Here is a 24,510-nt window from a genome sequence, read left to right as displayed (position 1 = left end):
CCGTGAAGCGCCAGGCGCATCTTTTTGGAATTCGCCACCACGGCCCGGGCTCGGCGGCCCTGTTGAAGGGTGCGCTGGATGCGCTCGATCCCGCCTGTGTGCTGATCGAGGGCCCGCCCGAGGGCGATGCGTTGATCCAATATGCGGCGCTCCCCGGCATGAAGCCGCCGTTGGCGATGTTGTTCTATGCAGCCGAAGAAGCTGCCAATGCGGCTTTTGCCCCGTTTGCCGAGTTCTCGCCGGAGTGGGTTGCGATGCAATGGGCCCTCGCGCGCGGCCGTGCGGTGCGGTTCATCGATTGGCCCGCCGCTGTTTCGCTGGCGCTCGCCAAGGCCGGGCGCGAAGAGGACACAGCAGACGCTGACGCTGAAGCGGACGAAAGTGGGAACGAGGCCGGTCACGCAGCGCGCCTCGATCCTCTCGATGTGCTTGCCGGCGCAGCCGGATACAGTGACGGGGAAACCTTCTGGAACGGTTTGATCGAACAATATGGTGGCGGCCAGTCGCCCCTCGACATCTTCGCCGCCATTGAAACGGCCATGACGGAACTGCGAAAGTATCCCGGCGGCTACGATGACAGGAGCGCTGCGGAGCGGCTGCGCGAAGAGCGCCGCGAGGCTTTCATGCGGATCCATGTAAGGGACGCGCTGAAGCAGCACGATGGCGAAGTCGCGGTGGTGGTAGGCGCGTGGCACATCGGCGGGCTGAGCACGGCCACGACCGCTGCCGAGGACCGTGCAATCATAAAGGATCTTCCGAAAATAAAGGTCGAAGCGACCTGGGCGCCCTGGAGCGATGGGCGGCTGAGCCGTGCCTCCGGATACGGCGCAGGCGTGGTGTCTCCCGGATGGTATCGCCATCTCTGGGACCTCTATTCGGGCGACCGTCACGATGGGCCAGAAGCCTTTGCGGCCGGTTGGCAGGCCCGGACGGCAGCGCTTTTGCGGCGGGAAGGGTTCGACGCTTCGACGGCTTCCGCCATAGAGGCCGCGCGCCTCGCGCTCGCCCTTGCAAGCTTGCGCGGGATCGGCATGCCTGGCCTCGCCGAAATGCGGGATGCATCCCTTTCGAGCCTTTGCCACGGAGACGATATCCAGTTGGCGATGATCGAGCGGAAGCTTTATATCGACAGCCGCATAGGCAAGATCGATGAGGCGGTTCCGCAAATGCCGCTGGCGAAGGATTTCGAGCTTTGGTGCCGCAAGACGCGGCTCAAGCCGGACGAGCAGCCGAGCGAAATAAAGCTCGATCTTCGCAGCGAGGCAGGCCTCCTCAAATCGACCTTGCTGCACCGGCTCAATCTTATCCGCGTTAATTGGGGCCGCCTGATTGACGCCGAGGCCGGCCGGGGAACCTATCGCGAGATCTGGAGCGTATCCTGGTCTCCCGACATGTCTGTCCGTTTGGCCGAAGCACTGGTCTGGGGGCTTACCATTGAGCAGGCCGCGGCCTCCGCAACCGTCGAACGCGCTCACAAAACGGATGGCATAGCGCAACTTGCCGAACTTGTCCGCTACGCACTGGTTGCCGATCTTCCGCAAGCCGCCAGCACCTGCATCAACCTTTTGCAGGCGACCGCGGTGCATAACAACGATATTACCGACGTGATGAACGCCGTCGCTCCTCTCGTGCGTATCGTACGCTACGGCACCGCCCGTAAGCTGCCGGAGTTGGAATTGCGTGCCCTGATCACGGCGCTTAGTGCAGAAGCCAATGCCGGTGTCCGCGTCGGTTCTCGCCAACTCGACGACGAGGCAACCTTGCAGCGCTTGAATGCAATGCGGGCCTATGACGAAGCTCTCGGCTTTTTTGGAGATTCAGGACTGCTCGAGGAATGGCGGCGTCAACTCGCGCTTATGGTCGATGATGCGCAATCCCTTGCGCCTCTCATCGGTTTCAGCCTGCGCCGCCTGCATGATCTCGGCCTGTGGGATGAGTTGCAGGTGTCGGCTGCCTTCTCGCGGCATGTGCTTGGTGAAACGCCGTCCCGCGCCGGCGCTTTCATCGAAGCTTTCGTTGCCGGGTCCGCGGACGTGCTTATTCAGGACCAGACGCTGCTCTTTCTGATCGACGAGTGGCTTTGCGGACTGGACGAGGAGACTTTCGTCGAGAGCCTGCCGCTCTTCCGACGCGCCCTTGCCGGCCTTGATTCCGTCGGCCGAAAGCGGGTGCTTGAGCGCATCGCGGGCGGCAGAAAGGAGCGGAGGCCAGTGCGATCCGTGAGCGAAGAGAATCCCGCCTTCGAACGCGCGCTCCCGCTGCTGAAGCAAATCCTGGGAATAAGCGCATGACTTCGGAACAAATCCGCCGCTGGAAACTGGCACTTGGCGATGACGACATGGATGGACTTGGCGAACGCGACGAGCGACTTGGCCACGCGCTGTCCGCTCTCTACGCGTCGGAGACGCGGGGGAAGCGCGGCGGACTCGGTGCTTCTTCCCCGAAGGTCTCGCGCTGGCTCGGCGACATCCGCGAATTCTTCCCCGCACCGGTCGTGCAGATCATCCAGAAGGATGCCTTCGAACGTCTCAATCTGAAGGCACTGATGTTGGAGCCGGAATTCCTTGCGACACTTGAAGCGGATGTGCATCTCATCGCCGACCTCATCTCGCTGCGAGGCGCGATGCCCGAGAGGACGCTGGAGACCGCCAGGATGGTGATCGACAAGGTCGTTGAGGAACTGATGCAGCGCCTTCGGGCAAAGACCGTTGAGAAACTGTCCGGCGCTCTCAACCGGTCGCGGCGGACACGTCGGCCGCGGCACGCCGATATCGACTGGCCGCGCACGATCCGTGCCAATCTTCGCCACTACCAGGAGCGCTACAACACGGTGGTGCCGGAGACGCTGATCGGTTTCGCCCGCAAGACCCGCACGAGAGCCGATCTCGATCACGTCGTGCTGTGCGTCGATCAATCGGGTTCGATGGCGACATCCGTCGTCTATGCGTCGATCTTTGCGGCGGTCATGGCGTCCCTGCCGGTTCTTTCGACGAAACTCATCTGCTTCGATACGGCCATCGTCGACCTGACGGAGGAGCTAACGGACCCGGTAAAGGTGCTTTTCGGGGTTCAACTGGGGGGTGGCACCGATATCAATGCGGCGCTTGCCTATTGTGAGACCAAAATCGACCGGCCAGGCAAGACGCACCTCGTTCTCGTCACGGACCTCTGCGAGGGCGGGCATGCAGCGTCGATGCTGGCGCGCGTAGCGGCATTCAAGCAGGCGGGCGTCAACGTAATCGTGCTGCTGGCGCTGTCCGACGACGGCCGGCCGAGCTACGACGTGCGCAATGCCAGCGCGATCGCCGCGATGGATTGTCCGGTCTTTGCCTGCACGCCGGATCAATTTCCGGATATGATGGCATGCGCCTTGACGCGGCAGGACATCGGGCAATGGGCAAGCGCAAACGGCATCGACCTCGTGCGCGGGGCCTCGTAGTAGGTTGACTTTGTATATTCTTGAACCATATAAATACAAAGACAACCACTGGAGGTCGCGATGGCCCGCGAACATGCTGCGCCGAGCCTGACGCTCAATATTCATGCTGATCCGAATTCCGTCCAGGCGGCGTTCCTGCGACGGGCAATGTCAGCGCTGGAGCGCATCTCCGCAAATGCGTCGGCGAAGACGTTGGCGGACGCGCTTGCCGCCCCGACCGACGCCGGCTCGCTTGCCCAGCTACTCAGCCGCTCGGATATACTGGGATCGGCGGTGACCGATCTCGATCCGCTGGTCCCGGCGCTCGCCCGGAATGTCGAACATCGCCAGCGGCTGCTCAAGCTTGCGGGCGGCGTATTGTCCGCAGACGAAGCGGGCCGAATCCTTGGTATCACCAGACAGGCGGTCGACAAGAGACGGCGGTCGAACACAATGCTGGCTGTTCGCGAAGGCGGCGACTGGCGCTACCCAGCCTGCCAACTCAATGAGGGTGAGGTGATTGCCGGGATCGCCGATGTCGTGCGTGGCCTTGCGTCGGCAGGTCCGTGGGCAACTCTCGACTTCTTGCTTGCTCCCGACACAGTGCTTGGCGGTCGATCGCCACTTGAGGCGCTGCGGCACGGAGAGGTGGACGCCGTCTTGCGGCTTGTCCGCGCTGATGGATCGGATGGCTTTGCCTGATGGCGGCAAGCACTGATCAGCGTGGCCCTTCCGGGGCCGCGCCGCCACCGCCTGCCTGGCTCGACACAAGGCCCTTGCCAATCGACCTGTTGCCTGCCGGAACGGTGCTGCATCGCATCCACCGTTCCACACTTGCCCCCGTCTTCTTCGGACCGGGAAAAGGCAGCTCGCCAACAAATCGCTTCGACAGCGCCGGCGGCCGCTTCGCAGTGCTCTATGTGGGAATGTCACTAAGCGGGGCACTGGCGGAAACGATCCTGCGTAACCCGCAACGGCTGATGGTGCCCGCATCGGAAATTACCAGTCGAGCCGCAACCGAACTCAGACCGCAACGCGATCTTCGTATCGTGCGGGTGCACGGAACGGGGTTGCAGGCGCTGGGCACGGACAACGCGATTTCCACAGGGCCATATGAGCCATGCGGGCAGTGGGCTGACGCACTATGGGATCATCCCGACCAGCCTGACGGACTGGCCTATCAATCGCGACACGATCCAGGCGAAATCTGCATAGCGCTGTTTGAGCGTCCGGACCTGACGATCGCTGTTATTCGGACCAGACTCCTGACCGCGATGCTGAAGGATGTCGCGGTCCTGCTCGACCGCTATGGGAAGTCGATATCGCCCAGCGCATGAGACCTGTCCGGTGACAACATGGAACAGTGACGCTGGAGAAGAGGGGAGCGCCTTTTGAAAGCGCTCCCTGTCGAATCAGGCAGCCATCGCTGCCGGGTTCAAAGCGCCTTCCGCCAATGCGGTCAAAGCTTCGTCGGTTTTCGTTTCTTCCTGTAAAGTGGTGACGAGAAGCTTCTGCGCGTCCTTTAAGCCAAGCTCGCCGGCCCAGCGGGCCAATGTCCCATAGCGGGCCATTTCGTAATGTTCGACGGCTTGCGCGGCCGAGGCCAGGCCCGCATCGAGAGCTGGCTGTCCCTTGAAATCTTCGAGGATTTCGTCGCCTTCGGCGAGGATACCTTCGATAGCGTCGCAAGTCTTGCCACGTGCCGGCTTGCCCAAAATCTCGAATACCTCCTGGAGACGTTCGACATGGATTTCGGTCTCGCCGCGGTGCTTCTCAAAAGCGGCTTTTAGGTCGGGCGAGGTTGCGCCACGTGCCATCTTGGGCAATGCCTTCAAAATCTTGCGCTCGGCGTAGTAGACGTCTTTCAACGTTTCATGAAACAATGTTTCGAGTGTTTTGTCGGCCATCAGTGTGTTCTCCTAGTGGGATATCTACAGGCTTCCAACGCGGGAGATACACTAGCGTTCCGTAACACCGCGCGATGGCTTGCCGATATCTGGTCACAAGGACCGCGATCTCAGAGATCGCGCCGCCGCTAATCTCCGGTCTGTTGATTAGCCGCCATAACTTTCTTGGATTCAGGGGACCCGCGATACCGCAGAAAGATGGACAGAACGACAAGCATGGCAGTCGAGAAGAACTCCGATTGCCAATTTTGAAACGACTCGAACCAGAACTGGGCGTTGCCCATATAGCTCAACGGCGTTAGCGCCGCCTCCCCGTGCAAGGCGGCCTCAGAGTTGTAAGTGGCGAGGCTTGCGAAGAAATGCCCGGCAAAGGACAAGCCGAACAAACTCAACAGTGCCAATCCCAGCGAATGATCATAAATCCAGCTTCCGCTGCCGGAGTCCTGCTTTTTTTCAGGCTTGTCGGGATCGCGCGATTCAGAAGAGCCCTTTTGAAAAAGATAAGCCGTCAATACAACGTAGGTTGCCATCTGCAACCACTCGCTTTCCCAGTTTTCAAACAAAGCGGACCAGAATGCCTCATCGGACAGGTAGCCGGTCAGAGACAGGAGCGCTTGCCCATGAAGACTCAACTCATGGTTTTGTTGCCGCCAACCGGACCAGGTCATGCCGACCACGCTCCCGGCAAAGGCCAGAAAAAGCGCAATTGTCAGCCCATTGTTTCGCAGGAAACGCATTCACCCTCTCCGACCGATCTTAAACGTCGACGTGTATTGTCTCAGACCCTAACGGCACGATTCCGGGAACGTTCCGCACCGGACATGGCTGAAGCCGGACGAGAAGCGCAGTACCGGGCCTCCAGAATTTCAGCGGTTTCCAACTGTTGGGATGGTCTTCGGTTGAACGAAAATAATCGCATGGTGGCTTTATGCCGAGATCGTTGCAGCCGGTGATCGCGATCGGCCAGCAAGCACCGCCGATCATTTCGCCGGTGCACGCCTATCTCGCTCATTCGCTTTTGCATCTGTCTTGAATGTCGCGTCACCATCCGACTTGCCCGACAGCACGCGGGGGTTCGCGCTTACGACGCCGTCATTGTCCGAACCGTGGTCCGTGCGGGCAAATTGTCCCTTGGCGTCCGCCTGTGGGGTCTTCTCCGAGTCTCGGTTTTTGCCAGTGTTTGACATCGGTATCTCCTTTGAGCAGCAACTTGCGACCGTTGCTTTTGGTTCCCGCCCGGGTCTCCTTGCAGACCAAGCGGATAGCTCATCGCGAAGAGAGCGGCGGCGCTGGACTAGTTGCGGTCAACAAGGCTTAATACCGAGCGGGGATGGCTCGGGGGATGCCGATCATGAAATCACCGCAGCAAATGGATGGTAGTGGCGATGTTCTCGACGCTGTTGTCATCGGGGCCGGCTGGGCGGGCCTCGGTGTAAGCTATTGGCTGGCACGACGGGGCTTGCGCCATAGCGTGGTGGAGCGTGGTCGCATAGGAGAGACGTGGCGCACGCAGCGGTGGGATGCCTTTCATATGAATACGCCCAACGTGCAGACTATAATGCCTGGAGACCGGTACGAGGGTAAGGATCCGTACGGCTGCCTAACGCGCGACCAGTTCGTCGCCCTGCTCGAGGACTTCGCCGGGAGAAACGGCCTGCCGATCGAGCCCGATACAGCAGTGAGCGAACTTACGCACGAGAATGGCAACTATCGGCTGACCACCTCAAGCGGCACACATCGGGCGCGCAACGTGATCATCGCAAGCGGTAGCCTCAATCGTGCGGTGCGTCCGGTCTCGTCGGATGCGATGCCGCCTGATATTTATCAGGTCGACGCTTCGGGCTATCGAAGTGCTGCCGATCTGCCGCGTGGAGCGGTTCTGGTGGTTGGAAGCGGCCAATCAGGGGCCCAGATCGCTGAGGAACTGGCGCAAGCGGGGCGGACGGTGTTCCTTGCGACGAGCCGCGTCGGGCGGCTCCCACGGCGTTACCGCGGGCGCGATATCATGATCTGGCTGGATGAAAGCGGGTTTCTCGACCTGCGGCGAGAGGAGATCATTCGGTCGGCCGGACGCATCCCGGCGCGTGGTGTACTCGGGTCGGAGCACACGATAAGCCTGCAGGCGCTCGCCGCCCAGGGGATTGCGCTTCTCGGGCGGTTGACCGGCGTTGTGGATGGCTGCCTCGCTTTCGCCGACGATGTCGAAGCAAATGTTCGCTTTGGAGACGAAGCCTCGGATAGTGCCAAACGCTTTATCGATGAATATATCGCGCGAGCCGGTATCGATGCACCGGTTCCGGTTCCTGACCCAACGGAGACGGTCCAGTGGCATCGGCCGGATCCCGCCATCAATTCGCTCGATCTCGCCGGGTCCGGTATCACGAGCGTGGTGTGGTGCACCGGCTTCAAGGGCGATTTCAGCTATGTGAAACTTGCAGGTGCGCTCGACGCTGCCGGACAGCCGATTCACAAGGATGGCGTCGGGGTCCTCCCGGGCCTCTACTTCGCGGGACTGGATTTCGGCTCGACACGCAAGTCTGGCATCATATTGGCGGTCGCCGACGAAGCAACTCGTCTTGTCGAACACATTCTGGGACGTTCGTGATCCGTTGGCATTCACGAGAAGCTGTACTGCCCTCAGTACTCTTTGTTCCTTATCGCCCTTATCGTGGCGATCCCCCGCAAGCCTTCCTTGTTGCCCGTCGCCGCAACGGCCTCAAAAATGCGTAAGGCATCGGCGAGCCGGTTCAACTTCATGTAGGAATAGCCGCGCAGGATCATGAGATCGGTGCGTTCGGGAGCGATCCGCGCCCGCTGGTCGAGTGCGAGGATGGCCTCGTTCGGACGGCCGGCGTTGAAGGCCTCCGTTGCGCGCGACGAAAGCAGCGCGATGTCGAGTTCGATCTGACGGGATTGCTGCTGGCGAGCCTTTGAGGCGGCCACCGCGGCCTTGTCGCTGAGACCGGCACGCAGATAGGCAAGGCTTTGGCCGTAGGCGGCGTCGCTCCGCTGTGCCTCCGACCGACTCAGGAGGCCGCGTTCGAATGCTGCGGCTGCCTCGAGTGGGCGATTGATATCCATCAGGCACCAGCCGCGCGACAACGCGTTCTCGGGTGAAAGTGCCTGCGGGTCGATTGTTGTCGTGCAGCCGCGGACCGAACGCGCGCCGGCATTGTTGGTGGCCGCGCGCGGCGCCTGACGCGGACGCGTTTCCGGCGATCTCGGTCGGGGCGCCTGCTCGGTTTGGAGTGCAGGCTGCTCGTATGCGTCGGCTCGCTGGCGGGAAATGGTCTCGGCGACCTGGTCCGCCAGGGTCCGAGGCGGCGCCGGTGGGGTGGGAGGGGAAGTCGAGGCTGGCATATCCTGCAGCGCAAGCGGCGTGGTCAGGGTCGGCCGCAGTTGCGTTTGCTCCAGCGTGTCGCCGAACCGCTCGGGCGAGGGCGCTAGCCCGGGTTGCCGCGTCTTGCGCTGTTCACCGAGCCGCGCGATGCGCTCCGAGCGACCAGCCCAGCGCCGCTGGATCGCGGCCACGCCTGCCGCATCACCGAGCTGTTGGCGCGTCAGTACGAGACCGTAGGAGGATGGTTCGTCGTCCGGCTTCCACTGCAGGGCCATCGAGAACCAGCCTGAAGCGGTCTCGAACTGATTGAGCAGATAAGCGTACCAACCGAGCTGCTGCGCGGCATTGGCATCCTTTGCTTCCACGACCTCCGGCACCATGCGCTGCAGGATCGCGGGCGCAATCTCCACCGGCGGGTCCTGCGCCAGAAGATTTGCCACGGCAGCCATGTAGACCGCCTTCGTGTCGTCCGAGCTGTCGCGCCATTCGTACATGACTGCTTCGGCTTCTGCCGGGCGCGAGCGCGCGATCATCGCAAGTGCGAGGCCTTGCGCGGATGACGGCGCGCTTTCGCGATCATATGAAAGCTTGAACCATTTTTCTGCCGCCTCGAAATTATTGCGGCGCAGATAATACCAACCGAGGATAAGCGGATCGGAAGGCCCCGGTGTAGCGGTCGCAAGTTTCTCCACCCGCTCGATATCGGGCTGGGGTACGACAAGTTTCGGGTCAGACCCTGCGTCGGCGACGGCTTTGCGCGCGAGGTCGTCGCGTATCGAATCGAATTCGCTCTTCCCGTCGGGCAGGATTTTGGCCTTTGCCAACAACGTGTCGAGATCGGGCCGCGTCAGCAGCGGCAGCGCCTTCTGCACCGTCGCAAGCCGTTCAGCCGGATCGGTACAGGTGTCGAGGATGTATGCGTAGGCAGCTTTCGCCCGGGCCTCGCGATCGGTTTTGGCGAAAGCTTCGGCCGTCCGCCACAGCACGTCGATCTCGCTGCAGGTCATCAGACTGTTATGGGCCGCGCCGACGCGGATCACCGTATCGTACTGTTTCAGGTCGGAGGCATTGATCAGTTGCTCGCGCGCTTCGGCAAGGTCCAATCGGTCCATCAGATCGGCGGGCGGTGTCCAGCCTTGTTCTGTACTCTGCCTATCCTGCACGGCCTTGCGCAATTCGGCGAGTTTCCCGTCGGCATAGAGCTTCCACATGGCATCGAGCGATGCATCGGTCTGAACGGGCACGGCGAGGGGATCGGCGGGGGGCGTCCAATCGGGGTAGAGCGCCCGCAACCGCGCGATCTCCGCCGCCAACCGGCGCTGATCGCCCTGGCGGGCAAAATAACGCAGCGCGGTTTCATCGACTTTCGGCGTCGTCGCGGGAGCAGGTGGCTGCTCCGGTGCAGGCTGCGTGCGGCGGGCAGGCGTTCGGCCGGACTGCGCGACGACATATTCACCGGCTGAATCCGCTTGGGCGGAACTGCCTTTTGCGCCTCCCAACAGCGCCGACCGGATCGTCTCTCCAGCCGTCGCCGACTCCGGCAGATAGCTTTGCTGAAGCGCAAAGGCTGCGGCGCAAGCGACTATCAGGGGTGCGATGATAAGGACCGGCTTCTTCATAAACATTCCGGATGCTGACTATTGGCGAACGAAAGCGATAATAAATGCAGCGTTGACGGGTAGTATAGAGACGGTTCGAACGAGCGAACGGCCTCGGGCAATTTTACCTTGTCCAGCACGCAAGCGACGAGTGCCGGAATGATCGCATATCCCGCATCGGAGAGCGTTTCCTTCACATTTCCGCTATCGCTGTCGGTAATGACCACCTGGCCGCTTTCCGAGGTCATGCCCTTGCGCAACCTCGTAAGCAATTCCCGGTCGTAGATGCGGGCACGCATGAGGTAGAGAGGAATGCGCAAGGCATTGTACCCAAATTCCGCGGGAAATCCCTTGGCAGGCTTTAACTGGGTTTTAGCAGACATCCAGTCCGTCGGTAGCGACCGCGGGCCGGCACTGGCTTTATTGAGTAGCCCAACGCCGGTCATGCTCAATTGCATCCAGTCAGTCGTCTTGTCGATCGAGGCAAATTTCGGAAAGGCCTCGAAGACCCAATAGGACAGGTTGATGATCGGACCGTCAGTGCGGTCGGATTCGGAAAATCCCTTGGCACCGGGCAGCAGGAGAAGGCGGTCCTGCCATTTGACAACGTTCGATTTGCCGATCCCGCCGATAATCGTTTTTGCGGCGTTGATGAAATCGTTGCGCTCCCACTCGCCTCCCGCCAGCAACAGCGCATAGGCGATCAGAATATCGCCGTCGGAGGCATTGTTGCTGTCGGTAATGTGCGGTTTTGCCGAGGGATCCCATTTCCACATGGCAAGACCGTCGTCGCGCAGCAACAGCTCGGTTTTTGTAAATGACCAGATCAGATCGAAATCCGCCTTGCTGTTGGCAAGATATGCGAGCAGCAATCCATAGCCCTGGCCTTCACTATGGCTGATATTGCCGTTCGCATCGTCGATCACCCGTCCACCTGCATCGATGAAGCGCGATTTATAGGCGGCCCAATCCGCTGGTTTCACGGTTCCCGACAAGTTTTGCGCCATCGCAACTCCGCTGCCGGCCCAGGCGAGCAAAAGACATAGAAGGCAGGCATAGGCTCTCATATGCGCCTCCCGAGATTTGCCAGCATCCGCGAGGTCGCGATGCCAAGCAAGCTGGCAAGGACAACAAGGATTAACGAAAACCACAATATATTGCCGGAAAGCCAATTGGCGATGACCAGTCTCATGTTCGAAAATGACAGCGGCTGTGACTGAACAAAGGTGTAGTTACCCACCGGGACCATCTGCATTTCGTCGGTGCCGGCTTTGTAGATGGAAATATGGCCCTGGAGTTCGGGCCAGTGATCCTGCCGCGTCAGGGCGCGGACGCCCTCGATGAGATTGTCGTCTGTTGCCGACGTTGCCACTGTCCACACCCCGTCGCCGTTCGGATTTGGCCGTTGGGCAACGAGGAGCGTAGCGGCAGGTTCCGGCGTATAGGGCGCATCGCTCTCATCGGAGGTCATGAGGCTCGCCAGGGAAATGTTGAACGTACGGTTCAGCCAGTCGTCAAAAGAGGAAATCTGGCCGCGCCAACCTCTACCGGAAAGCCGCTCCCGCCACTCGTTGAAGTCGCTCTGGGTATTTTCCTCTGGTGCCGGTTCGACATTCCCTTTAACGGCGCTCCAGATCGTCCGAGTGTTTTCGGAAATCCCGGTCTGCGTCAGGACACTCGATTCGATTTGCGGAATGGCGCCGATAAACAGGGCATTTGAATTCATGGCGGAATTCGCGGTTGCCCTCGGATCGACCTCCATCGGCCGCCCGGCAGCCACGGCCATGCGGGCAAGCAGCGTTGCGGCCGCCGACAGGCTTTTTTCCCCGGCATTGTTCATCACGACAGGCAACGGTTTGCCCGAACGATTATAGGGGAAGCTCGTGCCGCTCAAGCCAGCAAGGTTGGGGAGGGTACCGATCCTGGCAAAACTTGGAATGACAAATTCAGACGAATCGAAAAGCGCGAACCGAGTCGTCGAGGATGCGTTGGATCCAGGCGCGCAGATAGAATCCGTCTTGGTGGTAAGCGCGGCCTCGATGGTGATCAGGTTCACACCGGGCCTGAAGTGCCTCATGGTGAAGCTGATTGGAAAATGCCGCAGGATTTCGCCGCCTGAAGTGGTTATCGGTAGCGTCGCGGCAATATTGTCGTTGACGTAAATATTGATCTGACTGCCCGGCAAAACGTCTTCCGAGTAGGCCGCGTCAAGGAGGATCGTCGCCTTTCCGTACTCGTTCGCGTAGAAATCCGAAGGAACGCCAATTGCAAATTCCGTACGCAGCCGGCGTCCGGTGAAATTCTTCGTATCCACTCCAAGTTCGCTGAGCTTTACCCGCGATGAAGAAATGAAAAGCGGCACGTCGGGTGACCGCCATGTCTGGGTAGAAATGAACGTCCGCGGCACGCTGAGATCGCGCTTCAGCGGGTCGACAAAGCCGGCAACCGCATTGGTGACAGATTGCCAATCGGCGCCGCGAAAGCGGAGGATCGAACTGCCGGTTGCAGGGTCGTCCACAAATGCCACGCCGGGTGCCGTTCGACTGTCTCCTGCCCACGGCGCGAGGGATTGCAGTTCCTCGTCGGTACCAAGAAGGACCGTCAGCGCGCCGGGCGACTGCTCTGCCGGCAGGGTGGACGAGACCGTCACCGTCTGGTTCGGCATATTGGCAAGGATCGCCAAACCCTGGGCTGTGTGAAGCATGGGAGCCGTCGCTTGGGTGCGGTCAATGGCGGGAACGACAATGTTGAACGCCGTTCGTCCGGTCCCGTCGACACCGATTGCACGTATGTCGTCCAGCTTCTTAAGCCTGCGCGGATTGTCTCCGGTGAAAGAAAGATAAGTCTTTGACGGATCGACTTCAGTCCACAATTCGTAGGTCGATTGCACCGTGCAGTCGGTGCGGTGGCGAAGGCTGGTGTTTATCCGGAATGTATTGAGCCCCTCTTTCAGGACGCCGGCCGGTATCTTCGCCGTCAAAGTCTTCCGGCCCTCCGGCGACTGTACCGGCTCGCTGATGATGCGGGCGTTGTTGATCGAAACGGTCATGGTGGACCACTCCGGCGCCACGACGAGGCTGCTCTGATAGGCCAGCGTCAGAGTGGCAGGAGCTGCCGCCTGATCCGCAGTAATGAAAACGGCCCACGTTTTGTCACCATTCTCACCGCTGAACGAAAGACTGTCCTGAGGCACGATATAGCGTCGCCATTGTCCGTCGGCCCTGATCGGCGCCGGCGCCAATTTGGGAGCGGGGGCGGGTGCGGCCGGTGCCTGCTGGCCGGGCAGTGGCGAGAACGGCGCGGCCGGCTTCTCGGCCGGTGCGGGTTCGGCGGGTCGCTCGGGCGACATGTCGAAAGGCGCAACCTGCGCATAAGAACTCAGGGTGGATAGGCCGAGAAACAGGCAGGCGCCAAGCAGCCGCTTCATAGCGTACCCTCCCATTCCTTTTTGCCTCTTCCAGTCAAGTGGCGGAAAAGATAGGAAAAACCCCGGTATGTCTGGAATATCGCTACCCCGAAAAACCAGATCGTACCCTTGAACAGGCCGGGATTGCCACGCCGATCCAGCTGGAACTTGGTCCACTGAGCCGAATTGGCGAAAATCAGATCGGCGATTAATGAATGATCCGAGGGTTGGTCAGGCATGAACATGCAGCCGACCGACGTTTCTCCAGCTTGCTTTCTGACATTGCGGACCTGCAAGGGAAGATCGCCGAGATCTCCCGTTGCGAATGTCTTGAAGCGGACGTCGGTCAGCATGCCGACGGAAACCGCCTCGGCCACGTCGCCCAGCACCTGGACGCGCAGACCATTGACCGACACATCGTCGATCGTCCCCTGCAGCCAGCGCTCGCCCAAGCGAAATTCGCAGCGGCGGCTCACCTTTACGCGTCGCGAAGGCCGCTTGTCGCCGCGCTCGGATACTACCCCAAGCGCACAGCCCGCGAAAACCAGATTCAGAAGATTCCACGCACCAACGACAAGCGTCACGTCCGCTTTATATGGCTCGGTGTAAATTCGATAGATCGTTACTCCCACGCCGACAAGTAGCACCAGGAATATGACAAAGAATGGCGTGCTCAATTCCGAAAGGCGGCTTCGGTCGATACGCTCGTCCTTCGCGGTGACCTTGAATGTCGGCTTGCGCGGGTTCAGGGCAACCGACACGACCGCGGGCAGGAGGTGCACGGTCTGTACATATTCATAAAGCTCGGAAATCCAGGGCCAGCGGAATGCGCCGTAAAGATAGTTCTGCATCATCAGGTTCACGACCATGTAGATCAGGGTGTAGGCGAGAAATTCGCCGCCCGATGCCGTGAAGATCTCAAGCCCGAAGAACAGATAGAACAGCGGCGCGACCAGGAAGATTGCCCGCGGGAATGGAAACAGCCAGAACAATGTCGAAGAGAGGTAGCAAAGGCGTTGCGGGATCGTGAGCCCGCCATTGAATAAAGGAAAGCGGAACCGCAGGATTTGCATCATACCCTGCGCCCAGCGGCTGCGCTGGCCGATGAAACTTGCGAATGTGGCGGGTTGCAATCCTGCAATGAGTGGCTTGTCGAGATAGACGCTGTTCCAGCCCTTCGAATGGAGCGCGATGGCAGTCTCGCAGTCTTCCGTAATGCTGATGCCGCTGAACCCGCCCGTGACGTTCAGTGCCTCGCGGCGTAGCACGGCGGCCGAGCCGCAAAAGAAAGCCGCGTTCCATTTATCGAGGCCGCGCTGGATGATGCCGTAGAACATTTCGTTTTCGGATGGCATTTCCTCGAACGTACGCAGATTGCGCTCGAGCGGATCGGGGTTGAGGAAGAAGTGCGGCGTCTGCACGAGAAACAGTTTCTCGTCCTCATCGAAATAGCCGACCGTTTCGAGCAGGAAATCGCGTGTTGGCGCGTGATCCGCGTCGAACACGGCGATCAATTCGCCGGTTGAATGTTCAAGGCCGTTATTGAGGTTGCCAGCCTTGGCATGGACGTTCTTTTCACGCGTCAGGTAGTGAACGCCTAAAGCCTCGCAGAGCTCCGAGAGATCCTTGAAACGCTTTTCAGCAATGTGGGATTCGACAATCTTGTCGGCATTGCGCTTTTGCAGCGTACCGCCGTCATCGAGTATCCAGACGGTGAGCTTGTCAGCCGGATAGTCCATGGCCTTGGCTGCGGCCATGGTGTTTGCAAGCAGTTCGATGTCCTCGTTATAGGTCGGGATGAACACGTCAACGCTTGGCAATTCACCTTTGGTTGCCGGCCGTGTCGTACGATGCGGCAGTGGCATTGAGACGACAAAAAGGCTGAGCGCCAACATCATCACGCTGTAAATCTCGGCGAGATAGAGCAGGAACCCGGGAACGAAGTTTTCGAGCTGGTTGACCGGAGGCAGCGTACTCGTCGTACGCCAGTAGACATAGCGCATGACGATGGCCGTACCGAAAGCGAGGGCGATCAGCCGCCAGATGCCGCCGGCATTCAGCGTCTTCAACACCATCATGAGGAACAGTACCGAGGCGCCGGCGATCAACTGCGTCTGCAGATTTACCGGGAGCGTGACCAGTAGCAGAACACTGATCGACGTTACGAGCCACATCAGGATGATGAGGAACTTACGCATGGACGGCCGTGCTTTTCGATGGGCGGGCGGGCGAAGAATTCATCTCATGTCCTGGCGGTGGGTTAATGGGAGGGTCATTCCCCAATGGATGTCACTGCGTTTTGGCTCCGGGTTATTGGGCGGCGGGTGGCGGGGGTGGAACAACGGCCCGATTGATCTGGGTCGGTGCGGGCATGGGCGGGGCCGCACCTGATACAGGCGGCGGCGGTACGATGGGTCCGATCGGCGCAGGTCTTGCCGGGCGTGTCTCGACAGCCAGTGCGGCAGGCGGCTGTGCGCGCCGTTTTGGCGCCACTGCAACTGGTTGCGGCGCTGGCGGAGGCATCAATGCGGCGGATGGCGGCATGTCAGGCCCAGTCGGAAAGACATTGGCGCCCGGGCGGCCAAGATTTTCCGGCACGCCGGCCGGTTCGCCATAAGGGTTCCAGCTATAATTGTTGAAGGCTGCGTTGATGGTGAACCCATACATGAACGCCAGCAATTGTTCTTCGGTCAAGCGCGAGTCGCAAAGACGCAGCCGGATCTGGATCGAGCCGCGCCCGGTAAACCAGCGCGATTGTGTTTCAGGTGGCCGGATGCGCTGCCAGGCATAGACGCAGGTATCGCCGGAGCGTGAATGCCCGCTGGCGAAACCGAAGGCACCGTACCGGTTCTGCACGAAGTTGGGAGAACGATGCATTGGAACGCCCGGCAACGTACCGCGGAGCTCGCGATCGATGTTCGTTGTACCAAGCTGACGGTCGCGCAGCGTATCACCGCCGGAAAGGTTTGCCTTCACCGGTCCGAACAGCTGTACGCGCAGGACGTTCTGCCCAGGCGTGCGGGCGGACGTTGCCAACAGAATTTCCTGCTGAACGGCATTGTTGTAGGACCGTTCGACGACGCTGACGATGGAGGGACCGCCAGGCGGCGGTAGCGCATAGGCCTGCTGCGCGTCGACGGTTCGCGTCGATGCCAGGATCTGAGGCGGGCCCCCGGATGCGCAGCCGCCAACCAGAAGTAGCAAGATCAGACAGGAGGTCCTCTTCAACATTTGGGAAAACTAGGCGATTGAATTGATTCGTACAAAGGAAATGCTTTACGTCGTTGGGAAAGTTCAAACTTCTCACCTCGACAGTTGCCCGATGGTTACACCTTAAAATTGCAAAACGGCATGTCCGGCAGAACTGTCCGTCGCACCTTAGCGTTATTTTCAACTCGGATCTTCGCAATTTGTTGGTCCTGGCCCTTGTCTACTTCGCTAATCCATCCGTCTGGTAGCTAATACTCGCAATTGTGGAACCTTAGGACGGAACTTTCATATAAATATCTCCACGAGCAGATAGACAATGTCACCAGTTCCAGCCAAATCCGGCCACACAGTCCGCCCGATTCCAGATTGGGCATAACGTCTGCGAAAGCCTTCCGGCTGTCTCTCAGATTTTGGCCGCTTGATCGCGGCCCTCGTCGGCGCCGAAACTGTGGCCGGGCTGAAAGGCCACCCGGACTGTGGTAATGGGTCCAAGATCATTCCAGGTGGTGCGATGCAGGATCAACAATGCCTGGCCTTGCCTCGTCTGCAATAATCGCGCATCGCGCCGGTCGGCATTCTCGGCTGAAAACGAGAACTCAGCCCGCAGATAGGGTGCGTTACGTACTAGCCATTCATTGGCATTCAAATCCCGGAAGCCGGCGTGTTCAAGTCCTGGCACAACGTGCGGATTAATCCAGCGGTCTTCGAGCTGGTAGGGTTTGCCGTCGGCGTAATGCACCGCCCTGAGATGGACCAGACGTTCCCCTTCCGGAAGACCCAGGCGTACCGCGATGTGGCCGGGGATCGGACTGAGCCGCTGCGCAACGACACGGTGGCTGTAGATCAGGCCCGCGTCCTCGACCTGCTCACGCACGATGGGAATGGAGAAGGTGGCCTTGCGCACCGGATTGACCACCACCCGCGTGCCCGCGCGACGCCGGCGATCCAGAAGGCCTTCATCGGCGAGCACTTGCAACGCCTTGTTGACCGTCGCCCGTGCGGCGCTGAACTCGACCGCCAGATCCGCCTCGTCCGGTATGCGTTCGCCTTCACGCCACTTGAGTTCGACAATGCGACGACGTACCTCGTCAGCGATACTTTGGGCCTTGCGCATTATTTGTCGCCTATGGCTGCTCCCGCCGATGAATCTCCAGCGGAATGCGGGCAAGTTTAGACATATCCATAAAATAAGTATAGACATATTCGCGGGCTTATGTGTAGACATATTCCGTGACAGCGCGCTATGGAGGAGTGCAGATGTACCGTTCCCGTTATAAGGCAGCCAGCAATTGTGCGGCGCGTCCCATGTCGGAGCCGTGGGCATGAACCGGCCGCTGGCGGGGATCAAGGTACTGGATCTGTCGCGTGTGTTGGCGGGTCCTTACTGCACGGCGCTTCTGGCGGATCTTGGAGCCGAGGTCATCAAGCTTGAACCGCCGGCGGGCGACGATTATCGCCACGTCGGCCCGTTCAGTCATGGTGAAAGCGCACTTTTCACTCTTAACAATCGTGGCAAGCGCAGCATCGTTCTGGACCTCAAGGTTCCGGAAGACCAGGCGCTGGCGCAGATGCTCGCCGAGCAAGTAGACGTAGTGGTCGAGAATTTTCGTCCCGGCGTGGCCGAGCGCTTGGGCCTCGGCGCCGCGGCGCTGCGAGCGGCGAACCCCAGACTTATCTATTGCTCGATCTCCGGCTTTGGCCAGGAGGGACCATTCAAGGATTTGCCGGCCTATGACCTCATCGTGCAGGCCATGTCCGGCCTGATGGCAAGCACCGGCGAGGAGGGAGGCGGCCCGCTCAAGACCGGTGAAAGCATTGCCGATCTGCTGGCCGGATTGTTTGCCAGCTGGTCCATCATGGCCGCGCTGGTGCAACGCAATTCGACAGGTCAGGGCGCCACGCTTGACGTCGCCATGTATGACGCCCTGTTTTCAGTGTTGACGACCAGCCATGCGCTGCACCTCTATGCCGGCCTATTGCCGCAACGCGTCGGCAATCGCCATCCGCTCTCGACGCCCTTTGGCTGCTTTGCCACCAGCGATGGTCAGGTGGTGATAACCGTTCTGAACCCCAGGCAGTTTAGCGCGCTTGCTCAACTTGTCGGCGCCCCGCAGGCCGTGGACGACCCGCGTTTTGCTACAGATGCCAGCCGCACCGAACATGAACCGGCCTTGAAGGCCTTGATCGAAAACTGGTCGCGCAAGCTGACCACCGAGGAAGCCATTGCCGCTCTCTCTGCGGCCGGTCTGCCGGCGGCCCCGATCTGGGACATTGCGCAGGCAATTTCGAATGAGCATTCGGCCGCGCGTGGATTGGTCAGCCTTTTGCAACATCCGGTGCTGGGGGAGGCGCCGACAGTCGGTCAGCCCGTCCGCTTCGACGGCGAAAAGCCGGTTGCAGCAGTCTCGGCGCCCCAGCTCGGCGGCGATCGCGAAACAATTCTGCGGGAGTTCGGACTGGAGAAGCGCGCATGACGGATGAATGGTACATGCTGTCCGACGAGGAGCGGCTGTTCTGCGACGTGCTTGGGCGGCTGTGTGCGGAACGCATTGCGACGAAAGCGGCGGCAACCGACGAAGCCTCTACCTTCGTCCATGAACAACTCGCGGTTCTGGCCGAAGCCGGAATGCTGGGCGCAAATCTGCCGGAAGCCTATGGCGGGAGTTCGATCTCGGCAACTGCGCTGCTGCGGGCAGTGGCGATCGTCGCCGGAGCCTGCGGTTCCACTGCTTCGGCGCTGACCGCGCACTATCTGGCGACCGACTCCATCCTCATGGGCGGAACGGAAGCGCAAAAACAGAAATGGCTGCCCAAGGCGGCAACGGGCGAGGCTTTGGGATCATTCGCACTGACCGAACCCACTGCCGGATCCGATCCTGCTGACATGAAGACTCGGGCGCGCCGCACGAGTGCGGGTTGGCATGTCAAAGGCACGAAATGCTTCATCTCCAATGGCGGCGTTGCAGATTTCATTCTTCTCTATGCCGTGACCGATCCAGAAAAAGGACATCGCGGCATTTCGACCTTTATCCTCCCCAAGGGGACGCCGGGGCTTGAAGCTGGTGCGGCTGAAAGGACAATGGGTCTCAAAGGCGGTCATGTCTTCACACTGAACATCGACTGCGAGCTGCCGTCCGACGCGCTGCTGGGGGAGGAAGGCAAGGGTTTCCGCACGGCCATGCAAGTGCTTGACAATGGCCGTATCGAGGTTGCCGCGCAATGCCTCGGCATGGCCGAGGCCGCAATGCAAGCTGCGATCGCTTACGCAAAGGAGCGTGTCATTGGTGGCCAGCCACTGAGTGACCGGCAGGGCATACGCTGGATGATCGCCGATATGGGTTTGGCCTATCGCTCGGCATTGCTCGTTGCGCAGGACGCGGCGCGACAACGGGACCTGGTGCATACAGGTGGCGGGCGGTTTTCGCTCGCGGCCTCCATGGCCAAGCTGCACGCATCAGAAGCTGCAGGCCGTATTGCAGATATCGCGCTGCAACTGCATGGAGGCTATGGATATACGCGTGATTTCCCCATCGAACGGATCAATCGCGATCTTCGGATCATGCGGATCTACGAAGGCTCAAGTGAAATCCAGCGCATTATCATTTCCGGCCATATGCTGAACTGACCGAAGGCGACCCGTGCATCAGTCAAAGCGCAATGCATCCAATGTTCTCCCAGCGGGCGCCATGGGAAGAAGCGGCAAGAACCGGCCGAGGTCAATGCCTCCGCTCGTCGCGCCGAACGGCCGGTTCCTGTCCGGTGGTGACGGGCAAGACGGCGGTCCTGGTGCTTTACCGAATCCGCTTATTGAGTACTTTTCGTTGCACTCTGGCATGGTAAGGTTGCGCAGCGAAGCGGAAGATACCAGGCGGCGGTGGACTCCTGCGCTGTGGAATAATCTGGCGAAAAGCGTGATCCGTTGCGCTTTCGCCAACCCGAACATAACAGCCGGTCAAGGAGCGACATACGGCCTCGATCGGCGAGGCATTTCTCTGATCTAAAAATACGGCGACACAATAAGTGCCCGCCGTGTCAATCCCGTGGGAACAACTAGGAGAACTGAAATGAGAATTCACATGACCTTCAAAGGGGCGCTTGTCGGCTTGGCCACACTCTGTCTTGCCAGCGCCGCCGGGGCGGACCAGCTTGCGGACGTCAAGGCCGCGGGCAAGATCGTAACCGCCACCGACATGCACTATGCACCCTTCGACATGCTCAACAACGGCACGTATGAGGGCATGACCAAGGACCTGTTCGACCAGGTTGCCAAGGAAATCGGCGTCGAGCCGGTCTACCAGGATATTCCGTGGACGGCCGAGCTGCCGGGTCTTGAAGTCAAGAAGTTCGACATCGTGATTGCCCCCGTTACCATTACCCCGGAACGTCTCGAGCGCTACGGCTTCACCTTGCCTATCGCCGATGCCACCGTTTCGCTGCTGAAGGCTGCGAGCAACACCGAACTCACCAAGCCGGAAGATATCAAGGGCAAGACCGTTGGCGTGCAGCAGGGCACTGCGCAATTCAAGCAGCTTGAAGCTTATGGCCAGAAGCTTGGCGGTGTAACGATCAAGGAATACGGCACCACTGACGAAGCCTATGCCGACCTCGCTGCCGGTCGTCTCGATGCGGTTGCGGGCTCGCTTCCGAACCTTACCTATCTCGTGAAGAGCCGTCCTGAAAGTTTTGCTCTCTTCACCCCTGCCCAGTTCGGTGAGCCGAAGTATTTCGCATGGGTGCTGCGCAAGGATGTCGACAGCGAAAGCTTCAACAAGGCCATCAACGATGCGGTACTTAAGATGACCGATGACGGCCGCGTCAAGGCGATCCAGGAGAAGTGGCTCGGCACCTACACCGAACTGCCGCGTGAGGTTCCGGCCAAGTAATTTGCTGCGGGCGGAGTGACCTCCGCCCGCACATCTTGGGTCACGTGAGGGGCGGATGTTTTCCTTAGCGGTTTTCCTTCAAAGCTTCGAGCCGTTGTTGTGGGCAGCGCGATACACGCTGCTGATCTCTATACTCGGTATCGGATTGGGTCTTGTGATCGGCACGCTGGTCTGCGCAGCTCGCCTGTCGCCTTACCCGCTGCTGCGTCGCTTTGCAGCCATCTGGGTCAGTTTCCTGCGCGGCGTGCCGCTCCTGGTGCAATTGCTGGTGTTCTACTACGCGCTGCCGGTCATTGGCCTCGACGTTCCTGCAATGGTCGCTGCCGTCGTGACCGTTGGTATCTGCGCCAGCGCCTATATCTCCGAAATCTGGCGCGGTGCGATAGCGGCGCTGCCGAAGGGACAGGCAGAGGCGGCGGTCGCCATCGGCATGACGCCATTCGACGTATGGATCCGGGTCATTCTCCCGCAAGCCGTGACGCTTTCGCTGCCGGCATTGATCAACGAACTTATTCTTCTGGTGAAGGCGTCCTCGCTGGTCTCGGTTGTCGGTATTCTTGAAATTACCCGCGCCAGCCAGGCGCAGGCCGCTACCACCTTCCGGCCGCTTGAGGTCTACATCGCCGCCGCCTGCATTTATCTCGTGATCAATCTGTGCCTCGCGGCGCTCGGACGTTACCTCGAACACAGGACGGCCGTCTGATGGATTGGAGCATGTTGCAGCAATATGGCCCGTCGCTGCTCAAGGGGTTTGCCAATACCATCGTCTGTTGGGCGCTTGGCACCGTCTTCGGCATGGCGCTCGGCCTCGTCATTGCGCTCATTCAACGCTACGCACCGCGCTGGGTGACGTGGATCATCCAAGTCTATATCGAAGTTATCCGCGGCACACCGTTCCTCGTGCAATTGTTCGTGCTTTATTACGGTGGCCCACTCATCGGCCTGCGCCTCGATGCCCTGCCGGCCGGCCTGCTCGGGCTGACAATCTATGGCAGCCCCTACTTTGCCGAAATATTCCGTTCGGGATTCCGGGCCGTGCCCGACGGGCAGATCGAAGCCGCCCGTGCCATCGGCATGGCCGAAGGCCATATTGTGCGGCGTATCCTGCTGCCCCTCGGCTTGGTCTCCGCTTTGCCGGCGCTGGTGAACTTTTCGATCATCCTGACCAAGGAAACCGTGATTCTGTCGATCATCACCGTTCCCGAATTGCTGTACCAGGTGCAGCGCATGTCGGCCGAAACCTTCCGTTATGTCGAGGCAAACCTGGTGCTGGCGCTGTTCTTCTGGGGCTTGGTGGAGACGATCTCGCGCGTCGGCCACAGACTGGAAGCGCGTATCACGAAACATCTGATTGAAAGGACGTAAGATGCTTGCAGCGTCATCCGTCGAAATGCGTAAGGTCAATAAGTACTACGGCAAGTTTCAGGCGCTGAAGGATGTCGACCTGTCGATTCTGCCCGGCAAGGTCACCTGTCTCATCGGACCATCCGGTTCAGGCAAGTCGACCCTGCTCCGCTGCATCAATTTCCTTGAAGAATATGATTCCGGCGAAGTCCGCATTGATGGCCAGTTGATTGGCTATGAGGCGCCCAACAAGAAGATGTCGGGCCGCAAGCTCCGCGAGATGCGACGCTCGATCGGCATGGTTTTTCAGCAGTTCAATCTCTGGCCGCATATGACCGCCAAGGAAAATGTTGCCGAGGGGCTGATCCGTGTGCGCCGCATGTCCAAGGCCGACGCCGAGCGGCGCGCCGTGGAGGCGTTGGCCAAGGTGGGACTGGCGGACAAGATGGCGAACCATCCTTCGCGGCTCTCCGGTGGACAGCAACAACGCGTTGCAATTGCCCGGGCCATCGCCATGGAGCCGAGGCTCATGCTCTTCGACGAGCCGACGTCCGCACTTGACCCGGAGCTTGTGGGCGAGGTGCTTAGCGTCATGAGGACACTGGCCGGGGAGGGGATGACGATGGTGGTGGTCACCCACGAAATGGGTTTCGCCGCACACGTCGCCGATCAGGTCGGATTCATGGAAAAGGGCGAACTCGTGGGCGTCGATAGCCCCGACCGCATTCTGCATCATCCCCAGGATGCACGTATCCAGTCTTTCCTGCGGACCTATCACGAGCGCAACAGTTTCTGATAGTCAAGGACCATAAGCGCTGCCGGATCCGCTTTCGGGTACGGATCGGCGTCCAAAAAGAAAATTGCCCGCGCGGTGTCGGAAATGGTCCGCAGCACTCGTCCTTGCAGCGAAAGCTTCGAGACTTGCTTCAGGAGGACCAGTATGACAACGGCAACAGGCAATGCGGGATGGACGACGGCGGCGATTCTGGTGGGGCGACTTATCTTCGCGCTCGTCTTCATCATGGCCGTGAGCTTCAAGTTGATGGATATCGGCGGTACGGCGACGTATATCGCCGGGGCCGGATTTCCGTTTCCCACCCTGCTGGCGTGGCTCGCTGCGCTGCTTGAGCTTGCTCTCGTCGCATGCTTCCTGACCGGCGCCTATTTCTCCGAAGCAGCACTTGTAGCTGCCGCCTACGTTCTGTTTCTGGCATTTGCGTTTCACGGCCCGTCGCACTGGGCCGGAAACCAGGCCGAGTTCGGGTTTTTCATCGACCATTTTACTTTTGCCGCCGGCCTGCTCTTTGCGGCAGCGCACGGACCCGGAGGAGTATTGGCGATCAAGAAGGAATGGCTGCTGCGGCGATAGTGCCGAATTAAGCTACCCACAGCGGATAGCCGCGT

General features: G+C 60.0%; 21 protein-coding genes. 12 read left to right on the top strand and 9 right to left on the bottom strand.

Translation table 11 applies throughout. The features are described 5' to 3' along the window. Window positions 1-2 precede the first annotated feature (2 nt). From BM074_RS18945 to BM074_RS18930, 4 genes are read left to right on the top strand one after another with little or no spacing between them, the layout of a single operon-like run. Window positions 3-2,291 carry a DUF5682 family protein gene (locus BM074_RS18945; protein ID WP_091924138.1) on the top strand — a complete coding sequence of 763 codons (2,289 nt, stop codon included), beginning with the start codon at window positions 3-5 and terminating at the stop codon, window positions 2,289-2,291. Further along, window positions 2,288-3,439 (top strand): VWA domain-containing protein, encoded by a 1,152-nt coding sequence (locus tag BM074_RS18940; protein WP_091924137.1) that lies wholly within the window; start codon window positions 2,288-2,290, stop codon window positions 3,437-3,439. The genes BM074_RS18945 and BM074_RS18940 overlap by 4 nt, the downstream gene beginning before the upstream one ends. A 60-nt stretch (window positions 3,440-3,499) precedes the next feature. Continuing rightward, window positions 3,500-4,120 (top strand): MerR family transcriptional regulator, encoded by a 621-nt coding sequence (locus BM074_RS18935; RefSeq protein ID WP_091924135.1) that lies wholly within the window; start codon window positions 3,500-3,502, stop codon window positions 4,118-4,120. After that, on the top strand, window positions 4,120-4,755 hold the full coding sequence (locus tag BM074_RS18930) for an RES family NAD+ phosphorylase (RefSeq protein WP_091924134.1): 636 nt from the start codon (window positions 4,120-4,122) through the stop codon (window positions 4,753-4,755). The genes BM074_RS18935 and BM074_RS18930 overlap by 1 nt, the downstream gene beginning before the upstream one ends. A gap of 75 nt (window positions 4,756-4,830) precedes the next feature. Here BM074_RS18930 and BM074_RS18925 read toward each other — a convergent pair whose 3' ends face one another. The 3 genes from BM074_RS18925 to BM074_RS18915 all read right to left on the bottom strand — a co-directional run bounded on the left by BM074_RS18925 (window position 4,831) and on the right by BM074_RS18915 (window position 6,512). Beyond that, on the bottom strand, window positions 4,831-5,325 hold the full coding sequence (locus tag BM074_RS18925; RefSeq protein ID WP_027232762.1) for a YciE/YciF ferroxidase family protein: 495 nt from the start codon (window positions 5,323-5,325) through the stop codon (window positions 4,831-4,833). A 128-nt stretch (window positions 5,326-5,453) separates the two neighbouring features. Continuing rightward, complete coding sequence (locus tag BM074_RS18920; RefSeq protein ID WP_091924132.1) at window positions 5,454-6,062, bottom strand: DUF6766 family protein; 609 nt, start codon at window positions 6,060-6,062, stop codon at window positions 5,454-5,456. A 243-nt stretch (window positions 6,063-6,305) separates the two neighbouring features. Beyond that, window positions 6,306-6,512 carry a hypothetical protein gene (locus tag BM074_RS18915; protein WP_091924130.1) on the bottom strand — a complete coding sequence of 69 codons (207 nt, stop codon included), beginning with the start codon at window positions 6,510-6,512 and terminating at the stop codon, window positions 6,306-6,308. Between the two features lie 164 nt (window positions 6,513-6,676). Between BM074_RS18915 and BM074_RS18910 the strand changes: the two genes are divergently transcribed. Continuing rightward, window positions 6,677-7,930 (top strand): flavin-containing monooxygenase, encoded by a 1,254-nt coding sequence (locus tag BM074_RS18910; RefSeq protein ID WP_348271671.1) that lies wholly within the window; start codon window positions 6,677-6,679, stop codon window positions 7,928-7,930. A gap of 32 nt (window positions 7,931-7,962) precedes the next feature. On the opposite strand, the gene BM074_RS18905 is transcribed toward BM074_RS18910, so the two are convergent. The 6 genes from BM074_RS18905 to BM074_RS18880 form a co-directional block, all read right to left on the bottom strand. Further along, complete coding sequence (locus tag BM074_RS18905) at window positions 7,963-10,284, bottom strand: hypothetical protein (RefSeq protein WP_091924126.1); 2,322 nt, start codon at window positions 10,282-10,284, stop codon at window positions 7,963-7,965. Beyond that, window positions 10,281-11,270: a glycosyl hydrolase family 8 gene (locus BM074_RS18900; protein ID WP_244532962.1), complete on the bottom strand. Its 990-nt coding sequence runs from the start codon at window positions 11,268-11,270 to the stop codon at window positions 10,281-10,283. The genes BM074_RS18905 and BM074_RS18900 overlap by 4 nt, the downstream gene beginning before the upstream one ends. A gap of 56 nt (window positions 11,271-11,326) precedes the next feature. Then, window positions 11,327-13,690, bottom strand: a complete 2,364-nt coding sequence (locus BM074_RS18895; protein WP_139217693.1) for a cellulose biosynthesis cyclic di-GMP-binding regulatory protein BcsB — start codon at window positions 13,688-13,690, stop codon at window positions 11,327-11,329. Continuing rightward, window positions 13,687-15,867 (bottom strand): UDP-forming cellulose synthase catalytic subunit, encoded by a 2,181-nt coding sequence (gene bcsA, locus BM074_RS18890; RefSeq protein WP_027232767.1) that lies wholly within the window; start codon window positions 15,865-15,867, stop codon window positions 13,687-13,689. The genes BM074_RS18895 and bcsA overlap by 4 nt, the downstream gene beginning before the upstream one ends. A 112-nt stretch (window positions 15,868-15,979) precedes the next feature. Continuing rightward, window positions 15,980-16,900, bottom strand: coding sequence for a cellulose biosynthesis protein BcsN (gene bcsN, locus BM074_RS18885; RefSeq protein ID WP_081815953.1), 921 nt, complete (start codon window positions 16,898-16,900; stop codon window positions 15,980-15,982). Between the two features lie 382 nt (window positions 16,901-17,282). Beyond that, the gene (locus BM074_RS18880) at window positions 17,283-17,993 is read right to left on the bottom strand and encodes a GntR family transcriptional regulator (RefSeq protein WP_091924121.1); all 711 of its coding nucleotides are present in this window, start codon (window positions 17,991-17,993) and stop codon (window positions 17,283-17,285) included. Between the two features lie 208 nt (window positions 17,994-18,201). On the opposite strand from BM074_RS18880, the gene BM074_RS18875 reads away from it, so the two are divergent. The 7 genes from BM074_RS18875 (at window position 18,202) to BM074_RS18845 (ending at window position 24,475) form a co-directional block, all read left to right on the top strand. Further along, window positions 18,202-19,353 carry a CaiB/BaiF CoA transferase family protein gene (locus BM074_RS18875; RefSeq protein WP_091924119.1) on the top strand — a complete coding sequence of 384 codons (1,152 nt, stop codon included), beginning with the start codon at window positions 18,202-18,204 and terminating at the stop codon, window positions 19,351-19,353. Then, window positions 19,350-20,504, top strand: coding sequence for an acyl-CoA dehydrogenase family protein (locus BM074_RS18870; RefSeq protein ID WP_091924117.1), 1,155 nt, complete (start codon window positions 19,350-19,352; stop codon window positions 20,502-20,504). Before BM074_RS18875 ends, BM074_RS18870 begins: the two co-directional genes overlap by 4 nt. Before the next feature lie 439 nt (window positions 20,505-20,943). Further along, window positions 20,944-21,762: a transporter substrate-binding domain-containing protein gene (locus tag BM074_RS18865; protein ID WP_091924115.1), complete on the top strand. Its 819-nt coding sequence runs from the start codon at window positions 20,944-20,946 to the stop codon at window positions 21,760-21,762. Between the two features lie 55 nt (window positions 21,763-21,817). Further along, window positions 21,818-22,465 carry an amino acid ABC transporter permease gene (locus BM074_RS18860; protein WP_091924113.1) on the top strand — a complete coding sequence of 216 codons (648 nt, stop codon included), beginning with the start codon at window positions 21,818-21,820 and terminating at the stop codon, window positions 22,463-22,465. Then, a complete protein-coding gene (locus BM074_RS18855) occupies window positions 22,465-23,127 on the top strand; it encodes an amino acid ABC transporter permease (RefSeq protein WP_027232773.1) in 663 nt (220 codons plus the stop codon). The genes BM074_RS18860 and BM074_RS18855 overlap by 1 nt, the downstream gene beginning before the upstream one ends. Window position 23,128: 1 nt before the next feature. Then, window positions 23,129-23,902, top strand: a complete 774-nt coding sequence (locus BM074_RS18850) for an amino acid ABC transporter ATP-binding protein (RefSeq protein ID WP_091924111.1) — start codon at window positions 23,129-23,131, stop codon at window positions 23,900-23,902. A 144-nt stretch (window positions 23,903-24,046) separates the two neighbouring features. Continuing rightward, a complete protein-coding gene (locus BM074_RS18845; RefSeq protein WP_091924109.1) occupies window positions 24,047-24,475 on the top strand; it encodes a DoxX family membrane protein in 429 nt (142 codons plus the stop codon). Window positions 24,476-24,510 lie beyond the last annotated feature (35 nt).

It is taken from the genome of Phyllobacterium sp. CL33Tsu (genome assembly GCF_900113985.1).
Classification (GTDB): Bacteria; Pseudomonadota; Alphaproteobacteria; order Rhizobiales; family Rhizobiaceae; genus Phyllobacterium; species Phyllobacterium pellucidum.
This window is presented reverse-complemented; position numbering and strand designations above follow the sequence as displayed.

What these genes read in the sequence shown, in the direction of transcription:
- BM074_RS18880 (WP_091924121.1), bottom strand. Translation starts at nt 17,993, where the DNA reads ATGCGCAAGGCCCAAAGTATCGCTGACGAGGTACGTCGTCGCATTGTC.
- BM074_RS18900 (WP_244532962.1), bottom strand. Translation starts at nt 11,270, where the DNA reads ATGGCGCAAAACTTGTCGGGAACCGTGAAACCAGCGGATTGGGCCGCC.
- BM074_RS18865 (WP_091924115.1), top strand. Translation starts at nt 20,944, where the DNA reads ATGAGAATTCACATGACCTTCAAAGGGGCGCTTGTCGGCTTGGCCACA.
- BM074_RS18855 (WP_027232773.1), top strand. Translation starts at nt 22,465, where the DNA reads ATGGATTGGAGCATGTTGCAGCAATATGGCCCGTCGCTGCTCAAGGGG.
- BM074_RS18930 (WP_091924134.1), top strand. Translation starts at nt 4,120, where the DNA reads ATGGCGGCAAGCACTGATCAGCGTGGCCCTTCCGGGGCCGCGCCGCCA.
- BM074_RS18875 (WP_091924119.1), top strand. Translation starts at nt 18,202, where the DNA reads ATGAACCGGCCGCTGGCGGGGATCAAGGTACTGGATCTGTCGCGTGTG.
- bcsA (WP_027232767.1), bottom strand. Translation starts at nt 15,867, where the DNA reads ATGCGTAAGTTCCTCATCATCCTGATGTGGCTCGTAACGTCGATCAGT.
- BM074_RS18850 (WP_091924111.1), top strand. Translation starts at nt 23,129, where the DNA reads ATGCTTGCAGCGTCATCCGTCGAAATGCGTAAGGTCAATAAGTACTAC.
- BM074_RS18940 (WP_091924137.1), top strand. Translation starts at nt 2,288, where the DNA reads ATGACTTCGGAACAAATCCGCCGCTGGAAACTGGCACTTGGCGATGAC.
- BM074_RS18905 (WP_091924126.1), bottom strand. Translation starts at nt 10,284, where the DNA reads ATGAAGAAGCCGGTCCTTATCATCGCACCCCTGATAGTCGCTTGCGCC.
- BM074_RS18895 (WP_139217693.1), bottom strand. Translation starts at nt 13,690, where the DNA reads ATGAAGCGGCTGCTTGGCGCCTGCCTGTTTCTCGGCCTATCCACCCTG.
- bcsN (WP_081815953.1), bottom strand. Translation starts at nt 16,900, where the DNA reads ATGTTGAAGAGGACCTCCTGTCTGATCTTGCTACTTCTGGTTGGCGGC.
- BM074_RS18935 (WP_091924135.1), top strand. Translation starts at nt 3,500, where the DNA reads ATGGCCCGCGAACATGCTGCGCCGAGCCTGACGCTCAATATTCATGCT.
- BM074_RS18915 (WP_091924130.1), bottom strand. Translation starts at nt 6,512, where the DNA reads ATGTCAAACACTGGCAAAAACCGAGACTCGGAGAAGACCCCACAGGCG.
- BM074_RS18870 (WP_091924117.1), top strand. Translation starts at nt 19,350, where the DNA reads ATGACGGATGAATGGTACATGCTGTCCGACGAGGAGCGGCTGTTCTGC.
- BM074_RS18860 (WP_091924113.1), top strand. Translation starts at nt 21,818, where the DNA reads ATGTTTTCCTTAGCGGTTTTCCTTCAAAGCTTCGAGCCGTTGTTGTGG.
- BM074_RS18925 (WP_027232762.1), bottom strand. Translation starts at nt 5,325, where the DNA reads ATGGCCGACAAAACACTCGAAACATTGTTTCATGAAACGTTGAAAGAC.
- BM074_RS18845 (WP_091924109.1), top strand. Translation starts at nt 24,047, where the DNA reads ATGACAACGGCAACAGGCAATGCGGGATGGACGACGGCGGCGATTCTG.
- BM074_RS18920 (WP_091924132.1), bottom strand. Translation starts at nt 6,062, where the DNA reads ATGCGTTTCCTGCGAAACAATGGGCTGACAATTGCGCTTTTTCTGGCC.
- BM074_RS18910 (WP_348271671.1), top strand. Translation starts at nt 6,677, where the DNA reads ATGAAATCACCGCAGCAAATGGATGGTAGTGGCGATGTTCTCGACGCT.